The following is an 18,745-nucleotide window of genomic DNA, read 5'->3' as shown; positions in this document are numbered from 1 at the left end:
CTTACACGCAGGCTTCTGCGCTACCGAACGCGTTATGGTGAGCCAGCACGGTTAAAAACCAACTGCTTGACTATCGTTTTTCTACCGCTATCCCCAAAACACCCCAGTACCGCAAGTCAAAATTGCAGTGCCGGGGCGTCTGTTCATTGTTAACGGCGAATATTTTGCCGGATTTCGGCTTTCATGAACAGCCGGGTAACGTCATCGTCAATTGAGGCAATCATTTCTTCAAACATCCGATAGCCTTCTTCTTGATATTCAACTAACGGATTCATTTGACCGTAACCACGCAAGCCAATGGACTGACGTAGCTGATCCATGGCATCAATGTGATCGGTCCAAGCCGAGTCAACAACCCGCAAGATAACAACCTTCTCAAATTCAAGCATCTGGGCGTCATCGCCGAGTTGCTTATTCTTTTGTTTGAAGTTTGTTTCCGCAAGATCTGCCAGCAAACCAATCAGCTCATCCTGTGACTTGCCATCCAGTTCGCTGCGCTTGAATTTCTCCGGATCAACCATGTTCGCGGTGATCCACGCATACAGCGCATCCAGATTCCAGTCTTTCTGCTCGCCTTGCGTGTGGGTCTGAACAATCCGGGTAATCGTACGATTGATCATCGCCATCAAGACTGGCTTCAGCGTCTCGTTTTCATCAATGATCTGCTGCCGCTGCTTGTAGATGACTTCGCGCTGTTCACGCATCACGTCATCGTATTGCAAGGTATTCTTGCGGGTATCATAGTTGTTCCCTTCAACCCGCTTCTGGGCAGATTCGACTTGCCGGGAAATCATGCGGCTTTGGATGACCTGATCATCATCAGCCACTTTGAATCGATCCAGCATGGCTTTGATGCGTTCAGAACCAAAACGCTTCATCAAATCATCTTCAAGACTCAAATAAAACTGCGTTGAACCCGGATCACCTTGTCGACCGGAACGGCCACGCAACTGGTTGTCAATCCGGCGGCTTTCGTGGCGCTCAGTCCCGATGACAGCAAGCCCGCCTAATTTGGTCACGCCGGGTCCTAATTTAATATCGGTACCACGTCCGGCCATGTTGGTCGCGATCGTAACCGCGCCCCGCTGGCCGGCATTCATGATAATCTCTGCTTCTTTAAAATGGTTTTTCGCATTCAAAACAGTGTGCGGAATTTTGGCTTCATCAAGCTGCTTGCTCAACCGTTCGCTCGATTCAATCGCAACGGTCCCGACCAGAATTGGCTGGCCCTTCTTGTGGCGTTCTTTAATGTCTTCAACAACGGCATTGAACTTGGCATCCAATGTCGGGTAAAGAACATCAGGCGAATCAACCCGAATGACCGGCTTATTGGTCGGCACCGAAATAACTTCCATGTTGTAAATTTCACGGAATTCTTCTTGTTCGGTCTTCGCCGTCCCGGTCATCCCAGCCAGTTTGTTATACATCCGGAAGAAGTTTTGATAAGTGATGTTGGCCATCGTCTTATTTTCATCCTGAATCTGAACGCCTTCTTTAGCTTCAATCGCCTGATGCAAGCCATCAGAATAACGCCGGCCTTCCATCGCCCGACCGGTAAACTGGTCGACAATCAGAACTTCGCCGTTGGAAACCATATAATCGATATCCTTGAGCATAATATAATTAGCGCGCAAGGCTTGATCGATATGATGGGTCAACGCAGTATTTTCCGTGTCATACAAGTTGTCCAAGCCAAAATTCTTTTCGGCTTTGCGGATGCCGCTTTCTGTCAGGGAAATAGTCTTGGTCGGCCAGTCGATCTTGTAATCGGTATCGGCTTTCAGCGTCTTCACAAACCGATCAGCCCGAATATAGAGCCCGGTTGTCTTTTCAGCACCACCGGAAATAATCAACGGTGTCCGCGCTTCATCGATCAAGATGGAATCCACCTCATCGACAATGGCAAAATTCAACGGACGCTGAACCATTTGTTCCTTGTAAACAACCATGTTATCCCGCAGGTAATCAAACCCGAGTTCACTATTGGTCGAATAGGTAATGTCGCAATTGTAAGCTTCGCGCTTTTCATCGCTGTTCTTGGAGTTGAGATTCAGCCCAACACTCAAGCCAAGCCAGTTGTACAACTCGCCCATTTCCGTGGCATCACGGGTGGATAGGTACTCGTTAACCGTAACAACGTGCACGCCTTTACCAGTTAAGGCATTCAAATAAACGGGCATGGTAGCGGTCAAAGTTTTACCTTCACCGGTTTTCATCTCCGCAATATTACCTTCGTGTAACACGATGCCACCGATAATCTGAACCCGAAACGGGAACAGTCCCAAAACCCGCTTGGCACCTTCACGAGCAGTTGCAAAAGCTTCTGGTAAAATATCGTCCAGAGTTTCGCCTGCTGCAAGCCGATCTTTAAATTTCTGGGTATTTGCTTTTAATTGTTCATCAGATAATGCTGCATATTCATCTTCATAGCGCTGAACCTGATCAGCGATTTTGCCGAGGCGACCGATCTCTCGCTTATCGCTTTCGACCCATTTTCTAAGAATATTGGCCATAAATGGATTCCTCTCTGTCGAAACCTCGTGAATCTAACACACTTTAATCATTCTAACATTGATACATTGTAACATCTTAACATTTTCACGGGGAGATTGAAAATACCATGATGACATTTCCGGTTATTTAACTCAGTTGTGATGCCCACAAAATGAATGCCACCAAACTTAAGGCCTGCCAACGACAGCAAATGGTTGCCGCGCTTACCAAACAAAAACAAGACTGCCGGCAAATCAGCAGCCTTGTTTTTGTTTAAAGGGTATTTATTTATTCGTTGGTTTCGATCAGGCCGTAACGTCCATCACGACGCTTGTAAACAATGCTCGTACCATTTGTATCGGCATCTTCGAAAATGAAGAAGTTGTGGCCCAGCATATCCATTTGCAAAATGGCTTCCTGCGAATCCATTGGCTTTAATGAAACTCGCTTTGTCCGTACCACCGTCAGATTATCATCATCTTCGGCTGGCTTTGGCTCAGCTGGTGCACTGGTGTCAACATCAATTTGGCCGAAGCCTTTTTCACGGGATTTACGATTGATCTTCGTCTTGAACTTGCGAACCTGCCGCTCCAGCTTATCAGTTACAAGATCAATGCTGGCGTATAAATCAGGACTGGTTTCTTCCGCACGCAGGGTCAAAAACGAGAGCGGGATCGTCACTTCGACTTTTGCGGTCTTATCCGGATAAACCTTCAAATTGACGTGCGCCGTCGCAGTGACTGAACCTCCGAAGAACTTGTTCAGTTTGCTAATTCGCTTCTCCACGTAATTTCTGATGGCTTCGGTGACTTCGATGTTTTCGCCACGAACATTGTATGTGAGCATAAAACTTCTCCCCTTTCCTGCGTGTAACCAAATGCTTACACGCTGATTGGCTGGGATAAAACCCTTCCAATCTTCAATTTCATTATACCCGAATGTTGCAGTCAGACACAACAAAAGCCGCAATTCAGCGAATTAATGTAAACGCGTCAATTGTTCCTTTAAAACCGGCTGCCACCAATGCATCACGCGCATGGTATAAAGTCCGTCCGGTGGTATATAGATCATCGAGAAGCGTGATTTTCCGGACCTTGTTTAATGCCTGTTTTGACGCCAAAACGTGAAAACTTTGCGGCGTCTTCAGTCGTTCCTGTCGGGTTTTTTGGGCTTGTGGCCGCTCGGTGGCCGTTTTACGCAACCACGACCGCAACCGTAAGCAGCCAAATAGGCCGAGAATCGGATCAAAACCACGCAGCTCAAAGTGCTTCGGCTCACTTGGAATCGGCACGAGTGTAGTCGCATGCCGTAAACGAGCGGCAATCAGGTCCTGAAACGCCACATGCAGCCGGTAGTCGCCAAGCCCCTTATACTGGTAAATCCACGCTTTCATGCTGGCATCATATGCAAATAACGCCCGATTATGTAAAAGCGTTCCTTGGCGTTCCCACTTGCGGCAATCCGAACACAGTTGCTCGGTAGGCTGCATTCGCCCGCATCCGGCACAGGTCGCCCCGGTAATCAGGCAAAAGCGACTTAAACAACTGTGGCATAGTCTCGGCGCCAGCAGCGGTCCATGCGCAAATAAAGTCGTCAATTGCAAACTGCGGTCGGTGGGTCGATCACACCCGATGCAACGCATACCATCACCTTCCGTTCATCATCACAATCTGGCGTTTAGCGGCCAATAACGCCAGCGTATAGCGATCCGTAAAGAATACGACCGGATCATCTGGGCTGTCCGCCGCCCGTCCGGCACGGCCCGCAATCTGAATCAACGCCGCGGCCGAAAATTCCCGATCTGCGGCTGCAATCACCCCCACTGCACACTGGGTGACCGTCACCCCTCGTTCTAAAATGGTGGTCGTGACCAAAACATCGAGTTGCCGTTGCCGAAATGCCATGACTTTTTCCGCCCGCTGTGGATCGGTACTGGCTACCCCAGCAGTTTTTAAACCCAGTTGGCGAAGCACGTCCGCGACTTGTTCTGCCCAGCTGATTTTTGGTACGAATAACAGACAAATCCGGTCCGTTGCAAGCACTTGGCGAATCCATGTGATCATGGCAGTCGGAAGTTGGCGTGGCACTTTTTGCAGATTCATCAATCGAATAGTCGGAACAGGTAAGGGATGCCCATGAAATCGGCGAAACAGCCTGCTAACACCCAGACCGTTGTGCAACGCTTTTTTCAACACCCGATCCGGCGTTGCGGTTAAATATGCCACTGATCCGCGGCGTGCCTGCTGAACGGCCTGATGCAGCATTGGCGTGCCATTCATGGGAAACGCATCAACCTCATCAACAACAATCAAATCAAACGCCTGATAAAATCGCAGCAGCTGATGCACTGTCGCCAATAGCAAGTCACTATCCGTCTGATCAAAATGGCCGCCATAACGCACGGTAATCGGTGTCGTTGCAAATGCTGCCCGAAATCGTGGCGCCAGTTCTCGGATAACATCAATTCGCGGCGAAACGATCGCAACGCGTTGTTGTTGCTGGATCAGACGGGCCACAGTTGGAAATAGCATCTCGGTTTTCCCTGCACCGGTGACTGCCCAGATGAGATGATCGCGGCCAGCCGTCGCACTCGCCATTAACGCATCTGAGGCTGCCTGCTGGTCAGGCGTGAGCGTACCATGCCAAGTCAACCGACCGTCTCCAACTGGCTGATGTGGTTGGTCAAATCGATAAAGGCTATCCCGGTCAGTCAATCGGCCCAGCGTCACGCATTCCGGACAATAGAAGCGGCCATCCGGCAATGCCACGGGCAACTGGCTGCGACACCGCTGACAGCACCAATGACCCTTATCTTTAACCAATGCCGGTACCACGGTGGCCTGTGCTATATTAGAGACAGCCAACCGCGCCAGCTCAGCTTGAGTGAGTTGTGCCCCAGCAAGATCCATTTTTATCACCTCAAAAGGAGATTACGCATGACCAAGCCATATCTCACTATTAAAGAAACGGGAAATTACACCCGGATCATCAAAAAATCGCGCTTCATCACCCACTTAGCCCGCATCCAAAGCGAGGATGAAGCCAAAACCATCATTGACCAAATCAGCCACGAAAATGCCAAAGCCAATCACAATGTTTATGCTTATGTACTCGGCGATGAAAGTCAGATTCAGCGGGCAAGCGACAACGGCGAGCCTTCCGGAACCGCCGGCAGCCCTACGCTAGAGGGTTTGCTGAACCACGACATCCGCGACGTGGTAGCCGTCACGACCCGCTATTTTGGCGGCATCAAACTTGGTGCCGGCGGACTGATTCGCGCCTATGCCGGCAACGTCAACAACGCCATTGAAACCATTGGCATTGTGGCGCGCATCAAGCAAAAAACGGTTACATTCCAGATCCCTTACGCAGATCTTGAACCGTTACAACACTTTTTGACCACCCATCACCTCACCATTGCCAAAATTGATTACGGCGTGAAGGTCACCATGACGCTGTACTTGGATGAAGACCAACTAGAGGCTTCATTAGCGTTGATTAATGATTTTCTGAATGGTCAATTTTCACCGACAATCGGCCAGAGTGAGTATCGCGAAGCACCATATCCATTTGCCCAAAATCGGGAATGACGGTCGCGGACAGATTGTGACTCAAAAAATCGTCAGCAAACCAGCCGTTAATCGGGGACAAAAAGATCCGCAAGACAAGCTCATCTTGCGGATCTTTTTGACGCGACACCCAGCATCCAATCACTAGCGTTGGCTCACCGCGTGTTTATTTAGCATATTCAACGGTTCGGGTTTCACGAATCACGGTAACTTTGATGTGACCCGGATACTCTAATTCTTTTTCGATTTCATTGCGAATGTCCCGTGCCAAAATCACACTCTGGTCATCAGAGAGCTTTTCCGGTTGAACAATCACGCGTACTTCGCGACCAGCCTGAATCGCAAAACTGTGATCAACGCCAGCATGACTGTTGGCAATGGCTTCCAGTTTTTCTAAGCGATGCAGGTAATTTTCAAGCGATTCCGACCGTGCGCCTGGGCGAGCGGCGGAAATAGCATCAGCGGCGGCGACCAGCACCGAAATGACACTGGTCGGCTCAACGTCACCATGATGGGATGCAATGGCGTTAATGACCGTCTTTGGTTCCTTGTACTTTGTTGCCAGCTCAACCCCGATTTCAACGTGAGATCCGTCTACCTCGTGATCGAGTGCCTTACCAATATCATGTAATAACCCCGCACGTTTTGCTAAGGTAACATCTTCTCCTAATTCAGCAGCCATGACACCGGCCAGCTTTGCAACCTGAATCGAATGATCCAGGACATTCTGGCCATAACTTGTCCGAAAATGCAACCGACCCAAAATCTTAATCAGATCAGGATGCATGTTATGAATGCCCACGTCAAAAATGGCTTGTTCACCAATTTCTCGGATACGGTCATCCATTTCTTTGCGTGCTTTATCAACCATTTCTTCAATGCGTGCCGGATGAATCCGACCATCTTGAATGAGCTTCTCCAAAGCGATCCGGGCGATCTCTCGCCGGATCGGATCAAAACCGCTCAAAACGACGGCTTGTGGGGTATCGTCAATAATCAAGTCGATACCCGTCAAAGTCTCAAGCGTCCGAATATTGCGACCTTCACGACCAATAATTCGGCCTTTCATGTCGTCATTAGGCAAGTTCACTACGGTAACCGTTGTTTCTGCAACGATATCCGAAGCACTGCGCTGGATAGCATCCGCGATCAGTACCTTGGCTTTCTTATCCGCAGCTTCCTTAGCTTCATCTTCACTTTCTTTGATCATAACAGCGCGTTCATGCGTCAATTCCGATTGCGTTTCATCAAGGATCTGAGTCCGAGCCTGTTCATGCGTTAACTCGGCAATTCGTTCAAGCTCCGTCTGTTGTTTGCTGATTTCTGAAGAGATATCTTGTTCACGTTCATCTAACTGTTGCTGCCGCTTGTTCAAATTTGCTTCTCGGTCAGCAAGACTCTGCTCTTTACGATCGAGCGTATCATCACGCCGATCCAGAGTATCTTCCCGCTGATTCAGTCGATGTTCCGACTTCTGGACTTCCGCCCGCCGATCTTTCAATTCATCTTCAAGTTGGGTTCGATAGCGATGATTCTCATCTTTTGCTTCTAGCAGTTTCTCTTTTTTTAAAGTCGCTGCTTCTTTTTTAGCGGCCTCAATGATACCTTCTGCTGTCTGCGTCGCTCGATCCAAACTGTTCTGGTGGAGCTTCTTTTGAAGTGCAAATCCGATCAATAAACCGACCGCTAAAGCGATGACTGCTGCGAGGGTTATTGAGACCAGTGTTACTGAACTCATCATTTCACCTCCGCATCATCTAAGCGATTCAATCATCTTGTTGATCAAAATCTTTGATGCTTTTTTAAATTATTACACCTCTATCAGTTTACGTGCTGGCAATGAAGGTGTCAACAGGGCAAGAGCGTGAGCTGGCGCGTTTAGGAGCTGGAGTGTAAGCGGCCTTGGGCGTGATGGCCGGTCTTTGGCCATTGCGACCAAGGTCCTTACACGCAGGCTTCTGCGCCAGCGAACGCGTTTCCATGCAGCATCGGCCAGTAGTTATCTTCTATAACAAGTCACGGATCGGGCTTTGGCCATTTAGGGCTGAAGTCCTTACACGCAGGTTTCTGGGCCTGTGAACGCGTTTCCGAGCAGTATCGGCCAATCATCGTCCTCTATAACAAATCATGAATCGGGCTTTGGCCATTTAGGCTTGAGGTCCTTACACGTAGATTTCTGCGCCAGCGAGCGCGTTTCGAAACCGGATTGCCCCACACTCCTTATTCCCCCAACTCCAACCTCAAATCAAACAGACACTAACCCAAAAATCGCCGGTTAGTGTCTGTACAACATGAATTTCACTATTCAATTTCCGAATCATTTAACAAGTCGATACTGTCATGAAGCTCGCGCCGATTCATCCGGATCTTCCATTTCAATCACCTGATTTAACGGCATCCCGTATGCCTCACGCACTTGCCCCTCAATCTTTTTACGCATTTCCTCATGAGTTTCAAGATAAGTCTTGGCATGCTCGCGTCCTTGGCCGATTCGCTCACCTTGGTAGGCATACCACGACCCGGACTTTTCAACGATGTCTTTTTCAACCGCCATATCGACGAGTTCACCGCTTTGCGAAATGCCACGGCCATACATAATGTCCACAATCGCCACTTTAAAAGGCGGCGCCACTTTATTTTTAACGACCTTGATTTTAGTGCGATTACCGATAATCTCAGTACCGTTTTTAATCTGTTCGGAACGGCGGATTTCCAGCCGCACTGTTGCATAAAACTTTAATGCCCGACCACCCGGGGTTATTTCTGGGTTGCCAAAAACGATGCCGACTTTCTCACGAATTTGGTTAATAAAGACGGCAATAGTTTTCGTCTTACTGATGTTGCCAGACAGCTTCCGCAGCGCTTGTGACATCAGTCGCGCCTGTAGGCCAACGTGCGCATCGCCCATATCGCCGTCAATCTCGGCTTGCGGAACCAGCGCGGCCACCGAATCAATCACCAGAATATCAATTGCTCCAGAGGCCACCAGCTCGTCAGCAATTTCCAGCCCTTGTTCTCCAGTATCCGGTTGAGAGAGCAACAGTTCATCAATATTGACGCCCAGCGCGGTCGCATACTTAGGATCCATGGCATTTTCCGCATCAATATACGCGGCGGTTCCGCCATGCTGCTGCACCATTGCCACCGCATGCAAGGCAACGGTGGTTTTCCCGGAGCTTTCAGGACCGTACATCTCAACAATCCGCCCGCGTGGCAACCCACCAACGCCAAGCACTTCGTCAATCGCAAGTGAGCCACTGGAAATGGCCGAAACCCGCGTATCAGCCTTGTCCCCCATTTTCATGATGGCACCTTTGCCAAAATTCTTTTCAATCTTTTTTAGTGCTGTTGCTAACGCTTCTTGTCGTTCTGTGTCTGCCACTTCCTGCCGCCCCCTGTCATTGCTACCTATCCAACTTTTCAATCGTTCCGAAAATTAATCCCGCAAGCTCTTCAATGCGATCATCATGCCGGTCATAACCGCGCGTTTGCGAACATCATTGCGGCCACCGGGAAAATGATAAATCTGTGCAACCGGCGCTTGGCCCATCCGCGCCAAGCCGATCCAAACTGTCCCGGCTGGCTGCCCTTCCAGTGTGTCGGGCCCGGCCACGCCGGTAAAACTGACTGCAATATCGGCCGCAGCCCGCTGACGGGCGTGCTCGGCCATTGCTTTGGCAGTAAATTCACTCACTACCCCATGAGCCGCTAACTCACGCGCATCAATATTCAAAAATGCTGCTTTAGTGGCTAAGGCGTACGTCACAAAACCGCCTTTGAAATAATCCGAAACGCCGGGAACATCCCCCAAAGCCGCCTGGAACGCACCGGCCGTCAAACTCTCCGCTGCTGTTATTTGCTTATCGGTCGCCGCTAATGCCTTGACCAACTCTTTAGCGAGGCTATTATCATCACCATAACCATAAAAGTAACGTCCCTCACGATCCATAATGGCACCGATCACCGGTTCCAGTTTGGCTTCAGCATCTGCTTGGGTCTCACCGCTAGCCGTCACCCGAATGGTCACTTCATGATCCTTGATATACGTTGCCAGTGTCGGATTCGTCTGCTTGGCAATTAAATCACCCAAATCCGTCACCAATTGTGATTCACCAACACCAAAGAAGCGCATGACGCGGCTGACAAAAGCTTCATGATGGCCGCTATACTTGGCCAAATGAGGCAATAGCTCATGATCAACCATTGGGATAAATTCCTTAGGCGGCCCAGGCAGTAGTACATAGGCATGTTGGTGTTGTTCGACCCAGGCACCGACTGCCAGCCCGACGCGATTAACCAATGTATCAGCACCTTGCGGATACATCGCCTGTAACTTATTATTTGGCGTCATCGGCCGCTGCTGTTGTTTAACCCGCGCCGCCAGTTTTGCCATGGCGTCCGCATCTTCAACCAATGGCAAATTCAGATGAGCCGCCAACGTTTGTTTCGTCAGGTCATCTGGTGTGGGTCCTAAACCACCGATCAAAATCACAATGTCACTGCGTTTTTCGGCTAAGCTGATCGCATCAGCCAGGCGTTGCGCATTGTCACCGACAACCTGTTGATGATAGCTGGCAATGCCTAAAGCGGCCAACTGTTTAGCCATATAGGCGCCATTAGTATTAGTAATCTGTCCCATCAGAATTTCAGTTCCGACAGCAATAATTTCTGCTTGCATATCTTTCCCACCTAACAATAGAGTTCGACTTTAATTCTTTTTTCCCTTTTTCAAATCAAAATTTTCTGGATAAAGGCCATTGCAACGTGACGCATCTCACATTAAAAACGCTGCTATTTGCTTACAATCCATTTTACTACCTGCGATTGCACAAAACAGCCTTTGCCAACAAGACTGTGTGGTCTCCTACTACCGGCTTACATAGCCCACACTGGCGCAAAAGTCTGCGTACTAAAAAACCCAGATCACCTGACCTGGGTTTTTACCAAACTTATTCATGACTCGATCCAAACGAATCGGCGAAGACAGCGCGATTTTTGTAGAAGTATTCCACGCCTGAATAGATGGTGAAGAATACGGCGACGTAGAAGAGAATCAACGCGAATGGCACATTGATGTTGTTAAACCACGCGTTGTTTAACATCAGAAAAATGATCGCAAACATCTGGGTGTTGGTTTTAATCTTGCCGGGCCACGCTGCCGCGAGAACTTCGCCTTTATTGGAAAGCAGGAGCCGTAAACCGGTCACGGCCAGTTCCCGCCAAAGAATGATCGCCGTTCCCCATGCCGGAATCTGGCCGGCAGCGGTTAAAAAGATAAAGGCCGTCATGACTAACAACTTGTCCGCCAATGGATCGGCAAACTTGCCAAAGTTAGTTATCAAGTGTTGACTGCGGGCAATATGACCGTCTGCAAAATCAGTGAGTGACGCAATGATGAAAATAATCAGTGCGATGAACCAACTGACCGCCACCTTGGTTCCTGCAATGGTCAGATAACCCGCTGGCCAATTAAACGCAAGCAACAACGTGAAAACCGGAATTAGAAAGATCCGGATCAACGTCAACTTGTTTGGAAGATTCATTCTTGGGACCCCTCGCTTTCACTGGTACTGTTTGTGAAGGTGATTGTCCGCACGATGCTGGTTCCGTTTGAAATATCAACGTCTTTACCATTCAGTTTGATGGTTGTTGCCGTTGCATTACCAGAACGGACTTGGAAGGTTGATGCGTTATCCGGTAGTGAGACTTCCTGCGTATTGCCGGATGTTAAGGATCCTTGCCAAGTGGTCGTACCATTGACAATCACTGAAACCCATGCCGTTGCTCCCTTAGCACCTAAAGTAAGCTTGTTGCCGGTAGTCGGCAGATTTTTGAGTGTAACCGCCTGTGTTGCGCCATTAGCAGCCGCGACAGAAATATCGAGTTTACCGCTCTTTTCTTTCTTCTGCTTGGACGCTTTTTCAGATGGCTTGGAGCTGCTTGAAGCGGATGCCTTGCTGGACTTTGAGGACGCTTTTGACGACTTCGATGATTTTGATGACTTTGCGCTACTGCGTTTAGACGAAACCGCAACGCTTTCAGAATCTGCCGGTATCGTCTGCTTCGGTCCTGATTGCGACATCAACATCACAGCATAAATGACAATAACCGCTACCACCACAATCCCTGCCACTGCAATTTGCGGTAAATAACGCCGCAACCGGTTGACTGGACTGGCTTCTTCAGCACGGGTTGCGCGCGTCTTATTTTCAACCGACTGAGCAGCATATTCTTTTGGCTGTGGTTCCGGAATATCCTGCTGGAACTGCGTTAGGAGCTCATCGCCGTCAAGACCGACCGTATCGGCATATTGTTTGATGAAAGCACGCACATAAAAATCACCTGGCAGCGCATCGAAATGTCCTTCTTCGATGGCAATCAGATAGCGTTTTTGGATTTTGGTGATCTGTTGCAGATCATCAATGGTATAACCCTTTTCAATCCGGGCGTCCCGTAATTTTTGCCCAATTTCATCCATATGTTTTCTTCACCCGCTATTTTTTATTAACCATTTTTAGTATAGCATGAAAAACCATCTGTAAGCCTTAAGAAATCCTTTGTTTGCTAGATGCGCCAGCCACCTGTGACGTAAAGGGTCTGGCCTGTCAGGTAAGCGGCATCTTCGGCAGTTAACATAGTGACATAGTAACTAATATCCTGCGGGGTCGCAAACCTAGCCGCCGGAATTTCGGCCCGGACCTTGGCTAACGATGACTGATCAAACATCTGCGTATTCATTTTAGTCGACACCGCACCGGGAGCCACAACGTTAATCGTAATACCAAGGCTGGCCACCTCTTGCGCATAAGCCTTGACAAACGCACTTTGCGCTCCTTTTACCGTGCTATAAGCCACTTCCATCGCCGAACCGGTTCCACCGTAAACCGAACCAATGAAAATCACCCGGCCATGTCCGGATTGTGCCAGCTTATGTTCCACCTTGGTTAACAGCACCATCGGCGTCAACAAATGCACCCGCATCAACGCCGTCATTTCAGGCACGGTCGTTTCTTTGAAAAGATGATAATAAGTCATCCCGGCAGCAAAAACAACCGCATCAAGGCTGAATAGTTGCGCGGTTAATTTGTCTAAATGCTGGTCATCGGTCAAATCATACTGGAGCGGAATAAAGTCCTGCTGCGGATAGGCTGCCTGAAAGGTTTTGACCTGATCCGTTACGATTTTCTCGTGACGATAATAGTGAAGATATAACGACCAGCCATCTGCCGCCATTTTTGCAGCGACCGCCTGGCCAATATCACCGGAAGCGCCAATAATCAATGCAGATCTCATGATTGACCCTCCGGAAGCATGGTCAAAACCGTCAAGGCATCGGATTGGAAAATTTTGGGAATCAGTTTCTTGACGTCATCAAAGCTAATACTGTTCAAGATCTGCGGAAAATCAAACAGCCGTGCCTGGCCAAAACTCAAGGCGCTCAATTGATTAGCGACCCCATTCAGGCCATTCAGACCCGCATAATACTTGCCTAACGAAGCCCGCTTAATCAATTCCACCCGTTTGCTCGTCAAATCAGACTGCGCCGTGGCATGCAGCAAAACCTGTTTAATGGCGGCACTCAACGCTTGAGGATCATCGGTATCACCGCCGACAAGCCCGTAACTGAAACTGCGCTGATTGGTAAAGTCAAAATCAAATGAATCATCAATCAGCCCCTGATCATACCATTCCTGGTATAGCTGGGATGAGTCGCCAAATAAAACTTCCAGTAACAGCCTGATGGTCAGCTGATACCGCCACCCTTCCGTTGTCTGTGGGATCGCTACCTGGCCTTTGAAGCCCACTAGCGTTTTCGGCCGACTAACCGGCATTTTCAACTCGCGATAAGGGATAATGTCAGCTGTTTGTAAATCCGCCTCGACGCCGCGCACAATAGGCTGTGGTGCCGGGAAATGCTTCTTTGCCTGATTATCGGCAACAAAATCAATGATTTCGGTGGCATCAATATTGCCGACAATCACCAACGTCATATTGCTAGGTTGATAAAAAATCCGATGAATCGTATAAAGCATTTCCGGTGTGATCTGCGCGATGCTGTCTGCAGTTCCTGCCACATCAACGTGTGCCGGATGATTTGGAAAAAGATTTTCCAACAGCCCAGCATAAACACGCCAGCCGGGATCGTCTTGGTACATCTGAATTTCCGAGCCGATAATTCCCTGTTCTTTGGCAACCGAACTTTCGGAGAAGAACGGTTCCTGAACAAAATCCAGCAAAATCTGCAGATTCTTGGTTAACTGCGTCGTCGCCGAGAACAGGAAACTGGTTTTGGTTGCGCTGGTAAACGCATTGGCTGAGGCCCCGGTCTCACCGAAAAGGTCAAATGCATCATGGTCTTCTTTTTCAAAGAGCTTGTGCTCCAGAAAATGCGCAATACCGGCCGGATAAGTGACCATCTTCTTGCCATCTGGGGCAAACCGCGTATCGATCGCGCCATAGTCTGTGGTCATAATCGCATAACTTTTATGATACGCCGGCCGCGGTACGACCTGCAACCGCAAACCGTTGGGCAGCGTTGTCGTGACCAAGGTTTCGTCAACATCGCTAAAATATTGCGTCTTCATTCGCTGTCCTCCCCAGTCAGAAAATATGTGGCTTGAAGTTGCATGCCGGCTGCTGCTTCCTGAACCGCTTGGCGATCCACCGCTTGAATACGGCGCGCAAAGCTTTCAAAATCTTGAGGCGCATCTGGCACCAATAGCTGATACAGTGCCTGATTGGTCAAAAACCGTGGGCTGTCGTACGCTGCCCGTTGGTGATCCAAGATCCCGTCTTTAACCGACTGCAAAAGCTTATCAGAAAAGTCGCCATTAACGACCGCTGTCAGTTGCTGCTGAATCAAGTCGGCAACCTGATCATGGGCTTTACCTTCAATCCCGGTTTGAACCAACATCAGGCCACGAAACGCGTCTAACATCGAGCTTGCGTAATAAGCCAAGCTGGCTTTTTCACGCACATTAGTGAATAAAAGCGACAGGCTGGATCCGCCAAATAATTCCTCGGCCACTAGCGCAGCAGTATACTTGGGGCCCATCAAATCCGTTGTGATATGGTAAGCCAAGTCAAATTTGGCCTGTTGTGCCACCACAGTTTTCGTCTGGGTCAGCACTTCAGGGTGCGGAGGCAAATCAAAGGCAATTGCCGGCATCGTCCGGGCACGCGCTGCCAGCGGCCAATCAGCAAACAGCTCCTCTACCTGTTGTTCCTGCACATCTCCCAGAACCGTGATAATCACTTGATCCTGACTCATCAGTTGATGATAATAGTCCGTCAAATCTGCCGCCGTCAGCGGAGCTAAATCCTCCCGCGTACCAAAACTCGGAATGGCTTGATCGGGATCAACGCCAAAATACAAGCGTTGGACGCCCAACACGGCCTGTGTCTGACGATCATCATCCAAACTAGCCAGATAGTGATCCAGATTCTCTTTTTCCCGATCAAAGGTCACCTGATCAAATTGATCATTGTGAAAATTCGGTGCAAAAAGAACCGACCGCAAAAAGGCGACCGCTTGCGGTAACAACGGTTGATCCGTAAACCGATCATCGACCGTGCTCATTGTGACGCCGATCCGGTGCAATCGGCCTTCCCGCGCCACGCCGATACTAAAGTTGGCGCCATACAGTGCCTCTAAATGGGCCGCCATCGCTGTTTGTGTTGGATATTGCTTGCTGTTTGTTTCCAATAAACTGGTCAATAAAGTGCGCTTGGTGATCGTCGCGCGCCGCAATGGCGTCAAAAACTGAACATTAATGCGTGTTGTTTTGAATTGGGTCGTTGGCAAAACAATGAGCCAAACTCCCGGCTTGATTTCTTTTTGCATAGTCTCCCTCATGACTGATTAGCATTGGTTGCCGATTCTGGTGTGGCAAAAACTTTTCGGGGTTTACTGCCTTCACTTGGGCCAACGATTTGATTAGCCTCAAGATCATCAATAAGTCGCGCGGCGCGATTATAGCCAATGCGAAAACGCCGTTGCAACATGGATGTCGACGCACTCTGCTGAGCAATGACAAACGCCTTGGCATCATCGTATAACTCGTCTTCGGAATCACCTTGTTGCTCGGTTTCGACACTTTCCGTGGGTGTCATACTTTCAACGTATGCCGGTGAAACCTGATCCGTAATCGCCTTAACGACCCGCTCGACATCAATCGATGGAATAAAGGCACCTTGAATTCGCAATGGCTTTGAGGCACCAATTGGCGAAAATAGCATATCTCCGCGTCCAAGCAACTTCTCTGCACCGTTACTATCCAAAATTGTGCGCGAATCAATCCCGCTAGATGTGGCAAACGCAATCCGGGATGGGATGTTAGCCTTCATCAGTCCGGTAATCACATCCACGGAAGGACGCTGGGTCGCAATGATGACATGAATCCCAGCCGCACGCGCCATCTGCGCAAGCCGGACAATCGCGGTTTCAATCTCATGACCGGCGACCATCATTAAATCGCTCAATTCATCGATAATGACAACGATGTAGGGCATTTTTGTCTGCCCGCTGGCCGGATCGGCGGCAACTTTTTGATTAAATTCCTTCATATTACGGACACCGGCTGCGGCAAATCGTTGATACCGCTCGTCCATGGCCGTTAAAATTTTATTCAACGCACTTGGCGCTTTTTTAGCTTCAGTGACCACAGGCGTCAGCAGATGTGGCACACCATTATAAACCGACAGCTCAACGCGCTTAGGATCGATCAACATTAAGCGGACATCGGTCGGTTTCGCGCGCATCAGAATGCTGGTTAAAATGACGTTGATCATTACCGACTTACCCGAACCGGTTGCCCCGGCAATCAATAAATGCGGCATTTTAGTCAAATCAAACGTCACGACTTTACCGTTGACATCGCGGCCAAGCGGCAAAACCAGCGGATGGTTCGGTGCTTTGGGTGTTTCGGCCATGACTTCTTTAAAGCCAACGGTCGCAATGTGCTGATTCGGCACTTCAATCCCAATCAGTGATTTTCCCGGAATCGGTGCTTCAATCCGAATGTCTTTAGCAGCAAGCGCCAAGGCCAGATCATCGGATAAATTCACAATCTTGGAAACCTTCACGCCAACAGCCGGTTGAATCTCGTATTGGGTAATTGATGGACCTAACGTGGCACTTTTGACAGCCACCTTGACACCGAAGCTTTCAAATGTGTCTTTTAATTTGGTTCGATTGGTCTTGATCGCTTGGTATTCAGCACTTTGATCAACTGGCGGCGTCGCGGTTAGCATGTTTAAACTCGGCAGTTGATAATCCGCGGCCGGCATTTCTGGATCGTGAACAGTAGCGGGCTTTGGGCTTGTCGCCGAAACATGCGCAGCCGTTGAACTTGGCGGGGTAACCCTTGTCGGTGTCTCGCTCTGTGGTGCTGGCGGTACCGGCGCAGGCCCGTTAATCGTAAAGTCATCTGTCCGTTCCGAGGCCGGATCTGCCTGGGTGTCAGCTGATACTGCCGCTGGCTTAGGTTTTGCCGTCGATGTTGTCGGTCGTGCTGCCGCTTTCTTGGCGTGTTCCTTCCTTAAATCAACGAAGCTGCTATGGATTTGAAGTACCCCTCGCTTGCAAGCCTGTCCCAATGCTTGCAACCAGTTAAAAACCTGGTTGGCACCTACCCCCAGAAATACAAGCACGCCAGCAACAACACCAAACCATGCCAGAATCGTTGCACCAAGGCTGCTCAACAATGGCGCCAGCAATGAGAAAAGGCTTGCTCCGAGTAAACCGCCACCAACTTGCGAAGCGGTCGTCATCAGGCCGAAATCATTTTGCAGCAGTCGCCAAGTGGTCAAAAGATAATGGCTGTGAACATTTAAGGTCGCCATCGTGGTCGACGTCAACAAAACCAGCGCGGCAATGAGGACAATCGCCAATCCTACCCACACATGGCGGGCCAGTTTAGGTAAGCGGTCAGCTAAAAGAAACCAAATGCCGGTCACAATCGTTGCGGCACTCACCACCAGGAAACTGTCGCCGACAACTAACCGAAAAACATTCGCCAGCACTGTCCCAACCATTCCCAGACGGAAAAACGCTAGGCTTGAGAACACCACAAATAGCGCCCCAACCCAACTCAGGGTGTGCTGCTGTTGTTTAGTCGGTCGCTTTTTGCGCGGACTTCTGCGCCCGCCGCGTTTTTGTGCCATGTTGATACTCCTTCCATTCCTGCCTATTATACACGAGCTGAAGCCGCAATTAAAAAAGGCAGCCACGCAGCCGCCTTTTTTGCTTTTTTAAGTATCAACCGCCATTAATGCTGGCCGGGTTGTTCATCGCTGGCCCCGAACTGCAGATTAACTCCTTGATCCAAAGCGACCGCTGTCACTTGATAAGTTAACGTTTCAATTGTTTCGACTAACGGTCGGCTAAGCTTGCCCAGTTCCTCTTGCGGCAACTCATTGGCTTCACCAAAGTAGTCCATCACCTGAACGATCTGGGTAATCTTCCCTGAGATTTCAAAACCACTATTGTCGGGAACAACGTCAAACGGGATCATCATCTCAAAAAGATTGCCTTTTTTCAGTTCTTCCTGTCTTTTGGGATCAGACCATTGAATCTGCCGCATCGCAACCTGTAAATCATTCTTAGCCGGGGTGTCTGGTTTAACGAGATCATAATGAAATGATTCGACGGTAATTGGGTAACGTTTTGCTTCCATCTTCGC

The 18,745-nt window shown here is 49.3% G+C and carries 15 protein-coding genes; 1 reads left to right on the top strand and 14 read right to left on the bottom strand.

From position 1 onward, the window contains the following. Window positions 1–149 precede the first annotated feature (149 nt). From secA to LACPH_RS04270, 4 genes are all read right to left on the bottom strand, one after another. Window positions 150–2,513 carry a preprotein translocase subunit SecA gene (secA, locus tag LACPH_RS04285; protein WP_039638826.1) on the bottom strand — a complete coding sequence of 788 codons (2,364 nt, stop codon included), beginning with the start codon at window positions 2,511–2,513 and terminating at the stop codon, window positions 150–152. A gap of 268 nt (window positions 2,514–2,781) precedes the next feature. Next, window positions 2,782–3,339 carry a ribosome hibernation-promoting factor, HPF/YfiA family gene (hpf, locus tag LACPH_RS04280; RefSeq protein ID WP_010489439.1) on the bottom strand — a complete coding sequence of 186 codons (558 nt, stop codon included), beginning with the start codon at window positions 3,337–3,339 and terminating at the stop codon, window positions 2,782–2,784. A 124-nt stretch (window positions 3,340–3,463) separates the two neighbouring features. Then, window positions 3,464–3,982, bottom strand: coding sequence for a ComF family protein (locus tag LACPH_RS04275; protein ID WP_274784596.1), 519 nt, complete (start codon window positions 3,980–3,982; stop codon window positions 3,464–3,466). Between the two features lie 157 nt (window positions 3,983–4,139). Then, window positions 4,140–5,402, bottom strand: a complete 1,263-nt coding sequence (locus LACPH_RS04270; protein WP_274784595.1) for a DEAD/DEAH box helicase — start codon at window positions 5,400–5,402, stop codon at window positions 4,140–4,142. 27 nt (window positions 5,403–5,429) lie between these two features. Between LACPH_RS04270 and LACPH_RS04265 the strand changes: the two genes are divergently transcribed. Beyond that, window positions 5,430–6,083, top strand: a complete 654-nt coding sequence (locus LACPH_RS04265) for a YigZ family protein (RefSeq protein WP_274784594.1) — start codon at window positions 5,430–5,432, stop codon at window positions 6,081–6,083. 145 nt (window positions 6,084–6,228) lie between these two features. On the opposite strand, the gene rny is transcribed toward LACPH_RS04265, so the two are convergent. The 10 genes from rny to LACPH_RS04215 all read right to left on the bottom strand — a co-directional run bounded on the left by rny (window position 6,229) and on the right by LACPH_RS04215 (window position 18,739). After that, complete coding sequence (gene rny / locus LACPH_RS04260; RefSeq protein WP_010489446.1) at window positions 6,229–7,800, bottom strand: ribonuclease Y; 1,572 nt, start codon at window positions 7,798–7,800, stop codon at window positions 6,229–6,231. Window positions 7,801–8,400: 600 nt separating this feature from the next. Continuing rightward, entirely contained in the window at window positions 8,401–9,444 is a 1,044-nt protein-coding gene (gene recA, locus LACPH_RS04255) for a recombinase RecA (protein ID WP_087911832.1), read from the bottom strand. A 54-nt stretch (window positions 9,445–9,498) separates the two neighbouring features. Next, window positions 9,499–10,740: a competence/damage-inducible protein A gene (locus LACPH_RS04250; RefSeq protein WP_274784593.1), complete on the bottom strand. Its 1,242-nt coding sequence runs from the start codon at window positions 10,738–10,740 to the stop codon at window positions 9,499–9,501. A gap of 271 nt (window positions 10,741–11,011) precedes the next feature. Next, the gene (gene pgsA / locus LACPH_RS04245) at window positions 11,012–11,605 is read right to left on the bottom strand and encodes a CDP-diacylglycerol--glycerol-3-phosphate 3-phosphatidyltransferase (protein WP_025012513.1); all 594 of its coding nucleotides are present in this window, start codon (window positions 11,603–11,605) and stop codon (window positions 11,012–11,014) included. Next, the gene (locus LACPH_RS04240) at window positions 11,602–12,540 is read right to left on the bottom strand and encodes a helix-turn-helix domain-containing protein (protein WP_049169078.1); all 939 of its coding nucleotides are present in this window, start codon (window positions 12,538–12,540) and stop codon (window positions 11,602–11,604) included. The genes pgsA and LACPH_RS04240 overlap by 4 nt, the downstream gene beginning before the upstream one ends. An 86-nt stretch (window positions 12,541–12,626) precedes the next feature. Further along, window positions 12,627–13,355, bottom strand: coding sequence for an elongation factor P 5-aminopentanone reductase (ymfI, locus tag LACPH_RS04235; protein ID WP_274784592.1), 729 nt, complete (start codon window positions 13,353–13,355; stop codon window positions 12,627–12,629). Next, window positions 13,352–14,647: an EF-P 5-aminopentanol modification-associated protein YfmH gene (yfmH, locus tag LACPH_RS04230; RefSeq protein WP_274784591.1), complete on the bottom strand. Its 1,296-nt coding sequence runs from the start codon at window positions 14,645–14,647 to the stop codon at window positions 13,352–13,354. Before yfmH ends, ymfI begins: the two co-directional genes overlap by 4 nt. Further along, window positions 14,644–15,906, bottom strand: a complete 1,263-nt coding sequence (yfmF, locus tag LACPH_RS04225; RefSeq protein ID WP_306387270.1) for an EF-P 5-aminopentanol modification-associated protein YfmF — start codon at window positions 15,904–15,906, stop codon at window positions 14,644–14,646. The genes yfmH and yfmF overlap by 4 nt, the downstream gene beginning before the upstream one ends. An 8-nt stretch (window positions 15,907–15,914) precedes the next feature. Then, the gene (locus tag LACPH_RS04220; RefSeq protein ID WP_274784589.1) at window positions 15,915–18,227 is read right to left on the bottom strand and encodes an FtsK/SpoIIIE family DNA translocase; all 2,313 of its coding nucleotides are present in this window, start codon (window positions 18,225–18,227) and stop codon (window positions 15,915–15,917) included. 104 nt (window positions 18,228–18,331) lie between these two features. Next, window positions 18,332–18,739 carry a DUF1149 family protein gene (locus LACPH_RS04215; RefSeq protein ID WP_087911825.1) on the bottom strand — a complete coding sequence of 136 codons (408 nt, stop codon included), beginning with the start codon at window positions 18,737–18,739 and terminating at the stop codon, window positions 18,332–18,334. Between the last annotated feature and the right edge of the window lie 6 nt (window positions 18,740–18,745).

This window comes from Lacticaseibacillus parahuelsenbergensis, from assembly GCF_030770265.1.
Lineage (GTDB): Bacteria > Bacillota > Bacilli > Lactobacillales > Lactobacillaceae > Lacticaseibacillus > Lacticaseibacillus casei.
Note: the sequence above shows the minus strand (reverse complement) of the source record. Positions and strands in the feature narration are given on the sequence as shown.

Excerpts from the sequence above, each read along its gene's own strand:
- rny (WP_010489446.1), bottom strand. The coding sequence starts at position 7,800 with ATGAGTTCAGTAACACTGGTCTCAATAACCCTCGCAGCAGTCATCGCT.
- LACPH_RS04275 (WP_274784596.1), bottom strand. The coding sequence starts at position 3,982 with ATGCAGCCTACCGAGCAACTGTGTTCGGATTGCCGCAAGTGGGAACGC.
- LACPH_RS04250 (WP_274784593.1), bottom strand. The coding sequence starts at position 10,740 with ATGCAAGCAGAAATTATTGCTGTCGGAACTGAAATTCTGATGGGACAG.
- LACPH_RS04240 (WP_049169078.1), bottom strand. The coding sequence starts at position 12,540 with ATGGATGAAATTGGGCAAAAATTACGGGACGCCCGGATTGAAAAGGGT.
- LACPH_RS04215 (WP_087911825.1), bottom strand. The coding sequence starts at position 18,739 with ATGGAAGCAAAACGTTACCCAATTACCGTCGAATCATTTCATTATGAT.
- LACPH_RS04270 (WP_274784595.1), bottom strand. The coding sequence starts at position 5,402 with ATGGATCTTGCTGGGGCACAACTCACTCAAGCTGAGCTGGCGCGGTTG.
- yfmH (WP_274784591.1), bottom strand. The coding sequence starts at position 14,647 with ATGAAGACGCAATATTTTAGCGATGTTGACGAAACCTTGGTCACGACA.
- ymfI (WP_274784592.1), bottom strand. The coding sequence starts at position 13,355 with ATGAGATCTGCATTGATTATTGGCGCTTCCGGTGATATTGGCCAGGCG.
- yfmF (WP_306387270.1), bottom strand. The coding sequence starts at position 15,906 with ATGCAAAAAGAAATCAAGCCGGGAGTTTGGCTCATTGTTTTGCCAACG.
- pgsA (WP_025012513.1), bottom strand. The coding sequence starts at position 11,605 with ATGAATCTTCCAAACAAGTTGACGTTGATCCGGATCTTTCTAATTCCG.
- secA (WP_039638826.1), bottom strand. The coding sequence starts at position 2,513 with ATGGCCAATATTCTTAGAAAATGGGTCGAAAGCGATAAGCGAGAGATC.
- LACPH_RS04220 (WP_274784589.1), bottom strand. The coding sequence starts at position 18,227 with ATGGCACAAAAACGCGGCGGGCGCAGAAGTCCGCGCAAAAAGCGACCG.
- LACPH_RS04265 (WP_274784594.1), top strand. The coding sequence starts at position 5,430 with ATGACCAAGCCATATCTCACTATTAAAGAAACGGGAAATTACACCCGG.
- hpf (WP_010489439.1), bottom strand. The coding sequence starts at position 3,339 with ATGCTCACATACAATGTTCGTGGCGAAAACATCGAAGTCACCGAAGCC.